The sequence below is a fragment of the Microbacterium sp. TPD7012 genome (genome assembly GCF_003075395.1).
GTDB lineage: Bacteria > Actinomycetota > Actinomycetes > Actinomycetales > Microbacteriaceae > Microbacterium.
This window is the reverse complement of sequence record NZ_QDFV01000002.1, coordinates 783,042-795,796: the sequence shown is the minus strand read 5'-3', so window position 1 is coordinate 795,796 and position 12,755 is coordinate 783,042. Positions and strand designations below refer to the sequence as shown.

The following is a 12,755-nucleotide window of genomic DNA, read 5'->3' as shown; positions in this document are numbered from 1 at the left end:
GACAGCCACGAAGGGTCGTCAGCCGCGCAGCGCGAGAGCGAGCGGAAGGACGTCGGTCGCGCCCGCCTGCCGCAGCGCACGAGCGGCGACCGCCATCGTCCACCGGCTGTCGACCAGGTCGTCGACGAGCAGCACAGGGCCGGCAGGCACCTCCAGGTGCTCGGCGCTGAACCGGTCCCAGAGACCGGCGAGGCGGAAGACGCTGTTCCCGCCGGGCTGCCCTGTCGGGCCGCCGCCGACCGGTTCGAGCGCCCCCAGGTACGGCAGGCGGCCGACCTCGGCGATGCCCCGGGCGAGCGAATCCACCAGCAGCGGACGCGAGCGCGACGGCAGGGCGACGACCGCCACCGGCCGCTCGGCCCAGCCCCACCCGGCGAGCACCCGGACGCACGCCTGGAGCAGCGCCGGCGTGACGGCTGCATCCGACGCGCCCGCCGCGAACAGGTCACGCAGCGTGTTCCCCCATCCCAGGTCGGTGAGACGCGCGAGCGCCCGCCCCTCCCCGGCCTGCTCGTCGGCGGCGATGCGGCCCTTGAGCGGCACCCCGAGCCGGTCGGCTCCCGTCGGCCAGGCCCGTCGGGGCTCGATCGGAACCCCGACCCGATCGAGCGACTCCGCGGCCTGCGTGCTCGCCGCCGTCCCGATCTCGCGCGGGAACCATCCGCCCGCGCAGTTGTCGCACCTCCCACACGGAGCAGCTGTGTCGTCGTCGAGCGAGCGCTGCAGGAACTCCATCCGGCATCCGTCGGTCTGCTCGTACTCGATCATGTGCTGCTGCTCGGCGACACGCTCGGCGGCGATCCGCTCGTAGCGCTCGGCGTCGTAGGTCCACGGCTCGCCGGTCGCGACCCAGCCGCCCTGCACACGCCGCACGGCCCCGTCGACATCGAGCACCTTCAGCAGCAGCTCGAGCGGCGTCCGCCGGATGTCGACCATCGCCTCGAGCGCCGGCGTCGAGATCGGCGTATCGCCGAGGGCGCCGATCACCCGCTCGGCGCGCTCCCTGTCGGGCATGGACGCGGTCGCGAAGTAGTGCCAGATGTCGCGGTCTTCCACCCCGGGCAACAGCAGAACGTCGGCGCTCTCGCTCGCACGACCGGCACGACCCACCTGCTGGTAGTACGCCACGGGAGACGAGGGCGCGCCCAGGTGCAGCACGAAGCCCAGATCGGGCTTGTCGAAGCCCATGCCCAGAGCACTGGTCGCGACGAGCGCCTTGACCTCGTTGCGCTTCAGCATCCCCTCCGACTCGGCGCGCTCCTCGGTGTCTGTCTGCCCGGTGTACGCCCGCACGTCGTGGCCGTGGTCGCGCAGCAGCCGGGCGGTGTCGACGGCCGCGGCGACGGTCAGCGTGTAGATGATGCCGGAACCGGGCAGGTCATCGAGATGGCTCAGCAGCCAGGCCAGGCGGCTCGCCGAATCGCGCAGCCGCAGCACGCCCAGCCGCAGCGAGGTGCGCGCGAGGGGGCCCCGGATCGTGAGCACCGGCGCGGCGGCTGCGGCGGCCTCCCCCGTGCCCTCGGTCAGACTGCCGAGCTGCTCGGCCACATCGGCCACGACCCGGCTGTTCGCGGTCGCCGTCGTCGCGAGCACGGGCACGTCGGCCGGCATCTGGGCGATGAGGTCGCGCAGCCGGCGGTAGTCGGGACGGAAGTCGTGTCCCCAGTCGCTGATGCAGTGCGCCTCGTCGACGACCAGCATGCCGATGCGCCGGACCAGTGCCGGCAGCTGCTCCTCGCGGAACGCGGGGTTGTTCAGCCGCTCGGGCGAGACCAGCAGCACGTCGACCTCGTCGCGGTCGAGCTGCGCGAGCACGTCGGTCCACTCGTGCGCGTTCGTGGAGTTGATGGCGACCGCGCGCACCCCGGCGCGCTCGGCGGCGGCGATCTGGTCGCGCATGAGCGCCAGCAGGGGCGACACGAGCACGGTCGGCCCGGCGCCCTGCCGCCGCAGCAGAAGCGTCGCGACGAAGTAGACCGCCGACTTGCCCCAGCCGGTGCGCTGCACCACGAGCGCGCGGCGGCGCCCCTCGACCAGCGCCTCGATCGCCTCGTACTGTCCGTCGTGGAAGTCGGCGTCGGGGCGGCCGACGAGCTCGCGCAGTGCGGCGAGCGCGGCCTCGCGGGTGTCGACGGGAGAGGGGGAGGTCATGCCCCCACTCTGCCTCACGCCACCGACACCTCGCGGCCGTCATCCACAGGCTCGACCGCGCCCGGGATCCCGGCATCCGGCATCCGGGCCCGACTTGTCGGATGAAAACACAGATGCAGGTTCAGAACACCTCTCCGGACCTGCATCCGTACTCTCAACCTGCAGATGTGTCGATCCCGGGCCGCAGATCGCGCCTAGCGTAGGAGCATGATCACCCGCGAACTCGCCGTCGCCCTGCGGGATGCCGGCATCGGCTGGCACCCGTCCGAAGGCGACCGCTTCCAGCTCGACCTGCCCGACGACGTGGAGCTCGAGGCGGAGGCCGACGTCTTCACGGTCAGCGAGATGACGATCGAGGCGCGCCAGACGCCGAGCGGCACCGATCTCGCGTTCAACGGCACGACGGAATGGGCGCTCGACGCCGTGACTCTCGCGGACGCGGTCTGGCTGCCGCGCGAGGACCAGCTGCGCGACCTGCTGCGCGGCACTTTCCGCTCGCTGGTGCGTCTCGACGACACCTTCCGCGTGGACATCGAGATCGCCGGGAACGGCCTCTCGTTCGAGCATCCGGACCCGGCCGAGGCGTACGGTCGGGCCCTCCTGGAACTGATCTCGCGCTCGCACTGACACCCGCCTTGAAGAGGGGCGACCTTCTGTGCCAGAATAACCTAACGATCGGTCAGTAAAGATGCTGAATGAGGAGCCATGACGACCACCCCCGGAGACCTCTCCCTGGTCCCGAGCGAGATCTCGGATGCGGAGCGCACGTTCGACGAGCTCATCGCGAACGAGCAGCGCATCGAACCCCGCGACTGGATGCCCGACGCCTACCGCAAGACGCTCATCCGGCAGATCTCCCAGCACGCGCACTCCGAGATCATCGGGATGCAGCCGGAGGGCAACTGGATCACCCGCGCGCCGAGCCTCAAGCGCAAGGCGATCCTGATGGCCAAGGTGCAGGACGAAGCCGGCCACGGTCTCTATCTCTACTCGGCCGCGCAGACCCTCGGGATCACGCGCGACGAGATGATGGACCAGCTCATCAGCGGCAAGGCCAAGTACTCGTCGATCTTCAACTACCCCACCCCGACCTGGGCCGACATGGGCGCGATCGGCTGGCTCGTCGACGGCGCGGCGATCGTCAACCAGGTGCCGCTGTGCCGTGCGTCGTACGGACCCTACGGCCGCGCCATGGTGCGCGTCTGCAAGGAGGAGTCGTTCCATCAGCGCCAGGGATTCGAGATCCTGCTCAGCCTGATGCAGGGCTCTGAGGAGCAGCGACAGATGGCGCAGGATGCCGTGAACCGCTGGTACTGGCCGAGCCTGGCGATGTTCGGGCCGCCCGACGAGCAGTCTCCGAACTCCGCTCAGTCGATGAAGTGGAAGATCAAGCGCTTCTCCAACGACGATCTGCGTCAGCGCTTCGTCGGGATGCTGGTGCCGCAGGCCGAGATCCTCGGCGTCACGCTGCCCGACCCCGACCTGCGCTTCGACGCGGAGACCGGCCAGTACGTCATCGGCGAGATCGACTGGGACGAGTTCTTCGAGGTGCTGCGCGGCAACGGTCCTTGCAACGCCGAGCGACTCGAACGCCGGCGGACCGCCCACGAAGAGGGCGCTTGGGTGCGCGAGGCCGCGGCGGAGTACGCCCGCAAGCAGGCCGTCAAGACGAAGGCCGTGGCCTGATGGCGAGCCCCGGCGCCGACGAGCGCGAGCCCTGGCCCCTGTGGGAGGTCTTCGTCCGCGCGAATCGCGGCCTGAGCCACGTGCACGTGGGCTCGCTGCACGCCCCGGATGCCGAGATGGCCATCCGCAACGCCCGCGACCTCTACACGCGTCGCGGCGAGGGCGTGTCGATCTGGGCCGTTCCGGCCGACGCGATCACCACCAGCGACCCTGATGCGAAGGGCGCGTACTTCGAGAGCCCCGCCGGCAAGAACTACCGGCACGCCGTGTACTACACGGCGTCCGAGGGGGTGCCGCACCTGTGACCCTTCGCTCGCCACACCCCACTCCGGATGCCGACATCCACGGCGACGTGACCGTCGACGCGCTGCAGCTCAGCGATGAGCTCTCCGGCACAGGCGCGATCGCCGCGTCCGCCGACATCGCCGAGTACGCGCTCCGCCTCGGCGACGACGCGCTGATCCTCTCGCAGCAGCTCGGCGCCTGGATCTCCCGCGCACCCGAGCTCGAGGAAGACGTGGCGCTCGGCAACATCGCCCTCGATCTGCTCGGCCATGCCCGCTCGCTCCTGCACTACGCCGGCTCCTATGACGGCCGGAGCGAAGACGACCTCGCGTTCTTCCGCGACGAACCCGAGTTCCGGTGCGCCTGGATCGTGCAGCAGCCCAACGGCGACTTCGCGCAGACCATCGCCCGGCAGTTCGTGGTGTCGACCTACATGTTCGAGCTCTACTCGGCGCTGCGGACGAGCAGTGACGAGACGTTCGCGGCGATCGCCGAGAAGTCTCTGAAAGAGGTCGACTATCACCGCGATCACGCCGTGCAGTGGATGCTGCGCCTCGCCGGCGGCACGGAGGAGTCGCGAGCCCGGGTCATCCGCGCGACCGGTGACGTCTGGCCGTACGTCGACGAGCTGTTCCGCGACGACGACCTGATCGACCGGCTGGGCGATGCCGCCGTGCGCCCGTCGAGCCTGCGCGCGGGCTTCGACGGTGTGGTCGACACGGTGTTCGCCGAGGCCGAGTTGGCCGTGCCGCCGGTCGCCGCCTCCTCCGCCGGAGGACGGCGCGGCGCACACGCGACTCCGCTGGGCCATATCCTCGCCGAGATGCAGGTACTCGCGCGTCGGCATCCGGGGGCGTCATGGTGACCCTCACTCCGACGCAGGCGGCATGGCGGATCGCCGCCGCCGTCCCCGACCCCGAGGTTCCCGTCCTCACGATCGAGGACCTCGGGGTGCTCCGCGCGGTCGAGGCCGACGGCGACCGTGTGCGCGTCGACATCACGCCGACGTACAGCGGATGCCCGGCGATGGACACGATCCGCGACGACGTGATCATGTCGCTGACGGCGGCGGGCTTCGCGGAGGTCGACGTGCGCTTCGTCCTCTCCCCCGCCTGGACGACGGACTGGATGACGGATGCCGGCAAGCAGAAGCTCGAGGCCTACGGCATCGCGCCGCCCTCCGGCCGCGCCGCTACGGGGTCCCTGAGTCTGTCGAAGGGCGGTCCGATCCGCCTGGCGATCAGCGTGCGCTGCCCGCGCTGCGGCTCGCTCGACACGCACGAGGTCTCCCGCTTCGGCTCCACCTCCTGCAAGTCCCTGTTCGAGTGCCGCGCCTGCCTCGAGCCCTTCGACCATTTCAAGGTGCACTGATGTCGCTCTTCTCCTCCGCGCGAGCCGCCGCCTCGGCATCCGTCCCGCCGCATCGCTTGCCCGGCGAGCGCACGCGCGCCCGCTTCCACACGCTCACGGTCGAGGACGTGCGTCCGCTCACCGACGACGCCGTCGAGGTGACCTTCACCGTGCCGGCCGAGTTGGCCGATGACTACGACCACCTGCCGGGCCAGTACGTGGCGCTGCGGACCACGCTCAAGGGCACGGAAGTGCGCCGCTCGTACTCGCTGTGCCGAGCTCCCGAGCACCGCACCGACGGCCGGCCGACCCGGCTCAGCGTCGCGGTGAAGCGCGACGAGGGCGGCCTGTTCTCCACCTGGGCGCAGACCGGCCTGCATCCCGGGTTCGAGATCGATGTGATGAGCCCGCAGGGCACCTTCACCTCGGGCCTCGACGATCTCGATCACAAGCACGTGGTCGGCATCGCCGCAGGCTCCGGCATCACGCCGCTCATGGCGCTCGCACACACGGTGCTCACCCGGTCGACGACCTCGCGCTTCACCCTGCTCTACACGAACCGGTCGACCCTCGACGTGATGTTCCTGGAGGATCTCGCCGATCTCAAGGACCGGTACCCGACCCGCGTGACGCTGCACCACGTGCTGTCGCGGGAGCAGCGGACGGCTCCGGTGCTCTCGGGGCGGATCGACGAGGAGAAGCTGCGGACCATCTTCGCCTCGCTCATCGATCCTGCCGACGTCGACGAGTGGTTCCTGTGCGGGCCCCTCGCGCTGGTGGATCTGTGCCGCGAGGTGCTCGCCGACGTCGGCGTCGCACGCGAGCACATCCGGTTCGAGCTGTTCACGACGGGTGACGAGCCGCTGCGCACCGCCCGGCCGGTCGAGGTGCGCGCGGGAGCTGCGACATTCCGCATCGAGGTGAATCTCGACGGCGTCTCCTCGACGGTGGAGAGTCCGGTCGACGCGCACGAATCGGTGCTGAATGCGGCGCTGCGCGTGCGTCCCGATGCCCCGTTCGCCTGCGCGGGCGGCGTCTGCGGCACGTGCCGCGCCCGCGTGATCGAGGGCAGCGTGAGCATGACGGAGAACTACGCGCTTGAGCCCGACGAGCTCGAGCGGGGCTACGTGCTCACCTGCCAGTCCCATCCCACCAGCGACCGCGTGGTCGTCGACTACGACGTATGACCGGAGTGCGTCGCCTGGGTCCCTGAGCTTCTCGAAGGGCCCGCCGAGAGGAACCCCATGATCGATCTCACCATCGCCGATGACGTCGCCACGATCGTGCTGAACGCGCCCGACAAGCTGAATGCCCTCGACGAGCAGGCACTGCACGGGCTCGACGCCGCGTACGCCGAAGCCGAGTCCGCGGGCGTCCGCGCCCTCGTGCTGCGCGGCGAAGGGCGGGCGTTCTGCGCCGGACGCGACATCTCCGGCGTCGACCCGCGAGAAGACGACGTGATCGGCTACCTCGGCGGACTCGTGACACCGCTGCTGCAGCGCATGTCGCGCTTCCCCGCACCGACGTTCGCGGTCGCGCACGGCGCCTGCCTCGGCGTGGGGCTCGGCCTGCTGATCGCGACGGATGTCGTCTACGTCTCGGAGTCCGCGAAGATCGGCTCGCCGTTCGCCGCGCTCGGGGCGACGCTCGATTCGGGAGGGCACGCGCTCTTCCTCGATCGGCTCGGTGCCCACAAGACCCTCGACCTCATCTACACCGGCCGCCTGATGAGCGGTGCCGAGGCCGTGGCATCCGGTCTGTTCTCGCGGGTCTTCCCCGACGACGAGGTCGTCTCCACGACGACGGATGCCGCTGCCACCGCCGCACGAGGAGCCACGGCTGCGTTCCTCGCCAGCAAGCAGCTCGTCGCCCGGATCCGCGACGAGCGACTGGCCCTGTGGGACTCGGTCGACATCGAGAACGCCGCGCAGGCCGCGCTCTGCGACTCGGACGACTACCGCGAGGGCTTCGCCGCCTTCCAGGAGAAGCGGAAGCCGGAGTTCCGGGGGCGCTGAGCGCGGCAGCATCCGCCGGCCGCCGCCTGATCCGGCGTCAGCGAACGATCTGACCGAGGATCGTCGGATCGGTGATCTTGTCGTCGCGCGAGAGCATCACGACCTTCGACACGATCTCCGCCGTTCGGGGATCGTCATCGACGAACGGGAGGAAGACCCGGCCGCGGTGCTGTGCGCTCACCGGGATGATGAACAGCGTGTTCCCCGGGATGCGATGCACGATGCCGGAGCCCAGGTGCACGGAGTAGATCCCGAGCGATCCCTTCACGCGCGCATGGTGTCCCTCGACCTCGACATTCTCGAGTCCGAGAAGCCGACACGTCTCGTCGACGAGTCTCTGGCGCATCTCGATACTCGACTCCGAGGCCTGCGGATCGACGCCGCTGGCATGGGCGACCGAGACCACCAGGTCGAGATCCCGCATCGTCTCTGAGAAGACGCGAGGTGGAACGTCGGCCAGCGCGAGCGCCTCATACGAGCCCGCGCGAGCGAACCGGACGTCGTCGAGTGCGGTCTCCTCGACGTCGCCGGGAGTTCCCCACCCTCCTGAGGCGTTGCAGAACGCCGTGATCCTCTCGTTGTGGAAGGTGCGCCCGTATCCGAGCCCGTAGTCCCTGACCCAGCCGCGGGCGAGGAACAGACCGGCTGCCCGCCTCGAGTCGAGCTGGTGTCCGACGTAGCGCCGCGACGAGATCCCCTGCTCGGACTTCTCGTTCTCGTTGAGGAGGTACAGCTCGCGGAACAGCTGCTTGAACGGCTGCGGACGTCCGCTCGTCATCACCGCGTGCTGGAGTTCGGGCCAGTCTCCGCTCGCCAGCAGATCGACCGGATGCGCGATGCGCAGGTCTCCGACCGCGCGGAACCTCGAGTCATCCGCGCGGACGAGCTCGTCTCCCCCGGCGCTGAGGAACCCCACGCGGCCTTCGCCATCGACCATCACCAGGTCCGACAGCATCCGGCCGAGGATCGGGTGCGCCTGCAGGAGCGCGAGCTCCTCCGCATCGATGACGTCGCCGAGCACGCAGGCGGCCTCGAGCGAGGCGCGGACCCGCTGCGCCTGCTTCTTGAGGTCGCGCGCCCGGGTCGTCAGAGCGGCGATCTCCTCGATCTTGCGGCTCTTGGCCGGCACGGCTGCCAGGGTCTTGCCGGCGCGGTCGACCGCGATCTCGGGCATGCCCATGTCGTCGATCGTGAGGCTGACCGTCACATCGCCGTCGACGGCCGTGACCGGTCCACGACTGAGGTCTTCACCCGCCCTCGCCTCCATCGCCCAGATCAGGCGCTGCGGATCGCGATACCCGGCCGTGCGGGCGAGGTTCTCCAGCGCCGTGTGCACGGCCGCCGTCTCGGTCGCGCGGCGCTGGGGTCCGTTCGTCTTCCCGGTGCTGACGAACGCACGGAGCACCTCGTACCGGCGCAACAGCTGATCCGGATCACCGCTCAGCGGCAGCAGTCCGTAGGCGCGCACGGCGTCCTGATGGCGCTTCTCGTGCATGCGCGTGAGCAGCTCGTCCTCGGCGACCTTGCCGCGCAGCGCGTTCGCGAAGAGCTCGGCCTGCTTGTGCTCACCGGACGCCGAGGCGAACTTCGATGCCTTGAGCACACGATCGAGCCGGTCGTCGCCCAGTTCGGCGTGGAGCCGGTGGAACCACTCGGCGTCCGCGCAGCCCTTCTCGCGCTCCTCGTCCGACACGGGTGTGCGCTGCTGGATCTCCCGTGACCGCTCTGCGCGGATGCGCCCGCTGACGTCGTACGTGTCGACGGGGGTGTGCGCGTGCAGCCACCAGACGGCGGAGGCGAATCCCGGCCATCCCAGGTGCTCCTCGAACAGCTGCGCCCACTGCGGCGAATACATCGCGGTCTCGATGATGCGGCTCTCGGGAAGCTTCGAGCCGGCGAAAGCACGAGCGATCGAGGCGACGGTCTCGTCGGGTGCGGGGTAGCTGATGCGGACGAGGTGGGAGAACACGCCTTCGCGGTCGCTCGCGTACAGATAGCGCCGCGTGAACGGACGTCGCCCCAGAGTCCGGAGCACGGCGACCAGGTTGTCGGCGCCCGTCGCCCGCTCCAGGGACATCGCCATCCGGGAATACGGCGTCTCGTGGTCGCCGCGAGGCAGTTCGAGCTCGGTCACCGTGCGCTGCACCTCCTCCACCACCGCCTGGGTCGCGGGCGGCGCGCCCGTGATCGCGGTGAACCGGGCCAGCGGATCGCTCTCGGCGACGTCGAGCTCGCCGCGCAGACGGGGGCGTGTGAACACATGGTCGACGAGGTCCGCGCGGGTGGCGATCCCGCGCTCGAACGCCTCGATCACCGTCGCCAGGGGCGGCCGGTACCGGAAAGGCTGGTCGACGACGGTCTCGGCGGCGCCCCAGTACGAAGGATCGCGCAGCTCGACCTTGGGCGCCGCCCACTGATCGACCGCACCCTCCGGTTCGTCCACGAAGCGCAGCATCCGCCACAGGCGATCGAGTTGCCCGTCGTCGAGCGACGCGGGGTTCAGGTGGTTCCACGCCCCCCGGAACACCGAATCGTCTTCTCGCGGGTCGCGTCCGATGCGTCGACGACTGTCGTCGAACTGGACGTTCCGGGGACCGATCAGCTGTTCGACCGGCAGCTCTGCGGCAGACAGGGCGATCAGGTCCAGCACGGGCTCCGTCCAGGTCGATCGCCACTCGCGGTGGACGAGGTGTCGGATCAGATCCAGTCGGAGGGATGCCGTCCGATCACCGCGGTCCCGCCCGATGTCGCCCAGCACCTGGACCCCTCGCGGCCCGTCATCCGCGTTCAGCAGCCGGAGCAGGACGAGCTCGACTCCGCCGTCGACGAGTTCACCGCTGATGCGCTCCCACCAGGGGTCCAGCAGGTCGGCGGCGGGCATCGAGCCGTCGTCGTTCCGCTCGATGTTCCTGATGTTGGCGAGCAGTTCGACGCCGCCCCGCGTCTGCACCTCGACGTTCGCGTGCTCGTCCAGCCACGCGCCCAACGACAGCCAGATGCGCCGGGCACCCGGGTGATACGCCTTCCATCGCGATGCCGGCGGGGCGGCCGGACGGACGGCCGGGGTGCGGTCGGCGACGCCGAATCGAAGGAGGGGCGGACGGCTGTCGGCATGCGCCATCGCGCCCGCGACGTCGTCACCGGCTGCACCTGATTCCGGGGCGGGGCTCTTCTCGTCGGAGTCGAGCCCGGCGAGCTGGGCGAGTTCGTCTGCTGCCCGTCGCTGATCGGGCTTTCCTGCGCGCAGCCGTGAGACGGTCGCCTCGAGGCGCCCGGGCGACTGCTTCAGCAGGAGACCCAGGGCCGACTTCCGGAGATCGTCGGTCTTCCGGGTGAGCGCCTGCTCGAGCGGCAACGCCTCTTCCTCAGTGATCTCGTCGACATCCAGCGCGCGTCGCGCCTCCCAGCGCACCTGCGACGAGACGTCGAGCACGAGGGTCAGCAGCTGCGACCGGTACCGCACCGGCTCCTTCGCGTAACGCTTCGCCGCGGCGTAGCGCGCGTCGGCCGATGCGCCGTCGAGATCGATCTCGTCCACACCGGAGTGGGCGGCCAGGAGATCGGTGACGTCCGACTTCTGCATCTTCACGACTCGCGGGGCGAGCATGCCGATGTCGACGTTCTGCACCGAACCCAGATCCTCCAGCCGCCGGCTCAGCGTCGTTCGGACTCGATCGGTGAACGGCATCGTCCCGTAGGCCTGCCCGCGCTGGATCGGCCAGGCCGCGAGGGCCACGGCGAAGACGCGTACGTCGTTGTCGCCCAGCGCTACGGCGAGAGAGTCTGCCGCGGCCGGATCTGAGACATCGATCAGGATGCGGGCCGCGGCGAGCCGTCGACCGGCGTCTTCATCATCGAGGAGCGCGGATGCCGCGGCGACAGCGGTGTCGACGTCGTGCACCGCGAGAACCCACAGGCCGAGGAAGACCTCGACAGGCGCGGCGGCGCGGAGCCGCTGGACGTCCGGCGTCTGACGCAGGAACCGCGCGAGCGTCGCGAAGGCGTCGGCGGCCTGCGATGCCCGGTCCACCTTCAGGTCTTCACCCACCCACTCCGACAGTGCCCGGACCGCGCTGGAGAACCGCACCAGGTTGTTCTCGACGATGAGCTCAAGGAAGAGCGTGAGCGCGTCGGGATGCGCAAGGTCCAGAGACTCGAAGATCGTCTGGCGCAGCCCTTCCGCCCGACCCGCCTCGCGCAGCTGCCGAGCCACGACGTCCCACAGTTCACGGTCGCTGCCGGCGAGCAGGGCGAGATATCCCTGCACCGACGGACCGCCGACCGCATGCGCACCCGCGACGCTGTCGACCAGGACCCGTCGAACGGCCGTGTTCCCGGCATCCATCGCCGAGGCGAGAAGGTCTCCGAGCGGCAGGTTCTCCGGAAGGTGCAGCAGCCACGTGGCGTGCCAATCGATCGGCTGGGGGTAATGGGTCGCGTGGCCCAGCAGCGCTGTCAAGGTCGACCACCGGTATGCGCGGGTGCGCGCCGGGTCGGACGAGCGATATCCGCGATGAGACCAGCCGCGCAGGTAGGGGCGCGACATCGACCACTCCCACCAGTGCGCGAGCTCAGCGGCGAGCGAGGGCGAGAACGCCTTGAACACCTTGGTGCGCTCGCGCGTCGAGAGCTCATCGAGTTCGGCAGCGATGGCGTCGGCAGTGCGTCGCACCTCTGCCGCCGCTTCCGGATCGTGATCACCGGAGCGATCGTTCAGGTTGTCCTCTATGCGGCGGGCGAGCCGCGGCGTGCCCCAGCCCTGCGCCTGGATGGGACGCCGCCCCTTGTCATCGCACGAGCAGTACGTGCGCAGTTCTTCCTTGGCCTGCTCGGCTGTCAGCACTGGTTCTGTTTCCCTATCCCGTCAGGGCGACGAGCCGCACGAGCCGGAGGCGGGTCTGCGGCTCGATCGTGATGATGTGGTCGAGGTCGGCGATCCGGACGTCGTCGACGAAGACGAAGAACAGCTCGTCGGAAAACGCTTCGACGGCGCGCGCGTAAGCGTCGTCGAATGCCGGGGCCTCGGGCATGGCGCGCGGCTCGCGGCCGTAGCGCCCGGTGTCGACGCCGATGGCGAGGTCGGCGGGTGTGAGGATCTGCAGCACGGCCGACCGGGAGCGATACGCCTCGTATGCGGCCAGCTCGTGCTCTACGAGAGTACGCAGCAGCGCACGCAGCGAGCGCTCGCCGTCGACACCGGATATGGTCAGCTCTTCGCCGACCGCTCGGCTACCCAGCAGTGCGGTCTCGACGATCATCCGACCATCC

At 69.9% G+C, this 12,755-nt stretch carries 10 protein-coding genes; 7 read left to right on the top strand and 3 right to left on the bottom strand.

The features are described 5' to 3' along the window. Positions 1-18 precede the first annotated feature (18 nt). Positions 19-2,151, bottom strand: coding sequence for a DEAD/DEAH box helicase (locus DC434_RS07760; protein WP_116634688.1), 2,133 nt, complete (start codon positions 2,149-2,151; stop codon positions 19-21). 207 nt (positions 2,152-2,358) lie between these two features. Between DC434_RS07760 and DC434_RS07755 the strand changes: the two genes are divergently transcribed. The 7 genes from DC434_RS07755 to DC434_RS07725 all read left to right on the top strand — a co-directional run bounded on the left by DC434_RS07755 (position 2,359) and on the right by DC434_RS07725 (position 7,487). Continuing rightward, on the top strand, positions 2,359-2,778 hold the full coding sequence (locus DC434_RS07755) for a pilus assembly protein CpaE (RefSeq protein ID WP_116634687.1): 420 nt from the start codon (positions 2,359-2,361) through the stop codon (positions 2,776-2,778). A gap of 78 nt (positions 2,779-2,856) precedes the next feature. After that, positions 2,857-3,837, top strand: a complete 981-nt coding sequence (gene paaA, locus DC434_RS07750; RefSeq protein ID WP_116634686.1) for a 1,2-phenylacetyl-CoA epoxidase subunit PaaA — start codon at positions 2,857-2,859, stop codon at positions 3,835-3,837. Continuing rightward, positions 3,837-4,142 carry a 1,2-phenylacetyl-CoA epoxidase subunit PaaB gene (gene paaB, locus DC434_RS07745; protein ID WP_116634685.1) on the top strand — a complete coding sequence of 102 codons (306 nt, stop codon included), beginning with the start codon at positions 3,837-3,839 and terminating at the stop codon, positions 4,140-4,142. Before paaA ends, paaB begins: the two co-directional genes overlap by 1 nt. Further along, positions 4,139-4,987 (top strand): 1,2-phenylacetyl-CoA epoxidase subunit PaaC, encoded by an 849-nt coding sequence (paaC, locus tag DC434_RS07740; protein WP_116634684.1) that lies wholly within the window; start codon positions 4,139-4,141, stop codon positions 4,985-4,987. The genes paaB and paaC overlap by 4 nt, the downstream gene beginning before the upstream one ends. After that, positions 4,981-5,493 (top strand): 1,2-phenylacetyl-CoA epoxidase subunit PaaD, encoded by a 513-nt coding sequence (gene paaD, locus DC434_RS07735; protein WP_116634683.1) that lies wholly within the window; start codon positions 4,981-4,983, stop codon positions 5,491-5,493. Before paaC ends, paaD begins: the two co-directional genes overlap by 7 nt. After that, positions 5,493-6,659: a 1,2-phenylacetyl-CoA epoxidase subunit PaaE gene (gene paaE, locus DC434_RS07730; RefSeq protein ID WP_116634682.1), complete on the top strand. Its 1,167-nt coding sequence runs from the start codon at positions 5,493-5,495 to the stop codon at positions 6,657-6,659. Before paaD ends, paaE begins: the two co-directional genes overlap by 1 nt. Before the next feature lie 57 nt (positions 6,660-6,716). Then, positions 6,717-7,487, top strand: coding sequence for an enoyl-CoA hydratase/isomerase family protein (locus DC434_RS07725; protein ID WP_116634681.1), 771 nt, complete (start codon positions 6,717-6,719; stop codon positions 7,485-7,487). Positions 7,488-7,524: 37 nt separating this feature from the next. Here DC434_RS07725 and DC434_RS07720 read toward each other — a convergent pair whose 3' ends face one another. Together DC434_RS07720 and DC434_RS07715 are read right to left on the bottom strand one after the other, a co-directional pair. Beyond that, positions 7,525-12,330 (bottom strand): DUF4132 domain-containing protein, encoded by a 4,806-nt coding sequence (locus tag DC434_RS07720; protein ID WP_116634680.1) that lies wholly within the window; start codon positions 12,328-12,330, stop codon positions 7,525-7,527. Positions 12,331-12,343: 13 nt separating this feature from the next. Continuing rightward, the gene (locus tag DC434_RS07715) at positions 12,344-12,745 is read right to left on the bottom strand and encodes a hypothetical protein (protein ID WP_116634679.1); all 402 of its coding nucleotides are present in this window, start codon (positions 12,743-12,745) and stop codon (positions 12,344-12,346) included. Positions 12,746-12,755: the final 10 nt, after the last annotated feature.

What these genes read in the sequence shown, in the direction of transcription:
- DC434_RS07760 (WP_116634688.1), bottom strand. Translation starts at nt 2,151, where the DNA reads ATGACCTCCCCCTCTCCCGTCGACACCCGCGAGGCCGCGCTCGCCGCA.
- DC434_RS07755 (WP_116634687.1), top strand. Translation starts at nt 2,359, where the DNA reads ATGATCACCCGCGAACTCGCCGTCGCCCTGCGGGATGCCGGCATCGGC.
- paaA (WP_116634686.1), top strand. Translation starts at nt 2,857, where the DNA reads ATGACGACCACCCCCGGAGACCTCTCCCTGGTCCCGAGCGAGATCTCG.
- paaB (WP_116634685.1), top strand. Translation starts at nt 3,837, where the DNA reads ATGGCGAGCCCCGGCGCCGACGAGCGCGAGCCCTGGCCCCTGTGGGAG.
- paaD (WP_116634683.1), top strand. Translation starts at nt 4,981, where the DNA reads ATGGTGACCCTCACTCCGACGCAGGCGGCATGGCGGATCGCCGCCGCC.
- paaE (WP_116634682.1), top strand. Translation starts at nt 5,493, where the DNA reads ATGTCGCTCTTCTCCTCCGCGCGAGCCGCCGCCTCGGCATCCGTCCCG.
- DC434_RS07725 (WP_116634681.1), top strand. Translation starts at nt 6,717, where the DNA reads ATGATCGATCTCACCATCGCCGATGACGTCGCCACGATCGTGCTGAAC.
- DC434_RS07715 (WP_116634679.1), bottom strand. Translation starts at nt 12,745, where the DNA reads ATGATCGTCGAGACCGCACTGCTGGGTAGCCGAGCGGTCGGCGAAGAG.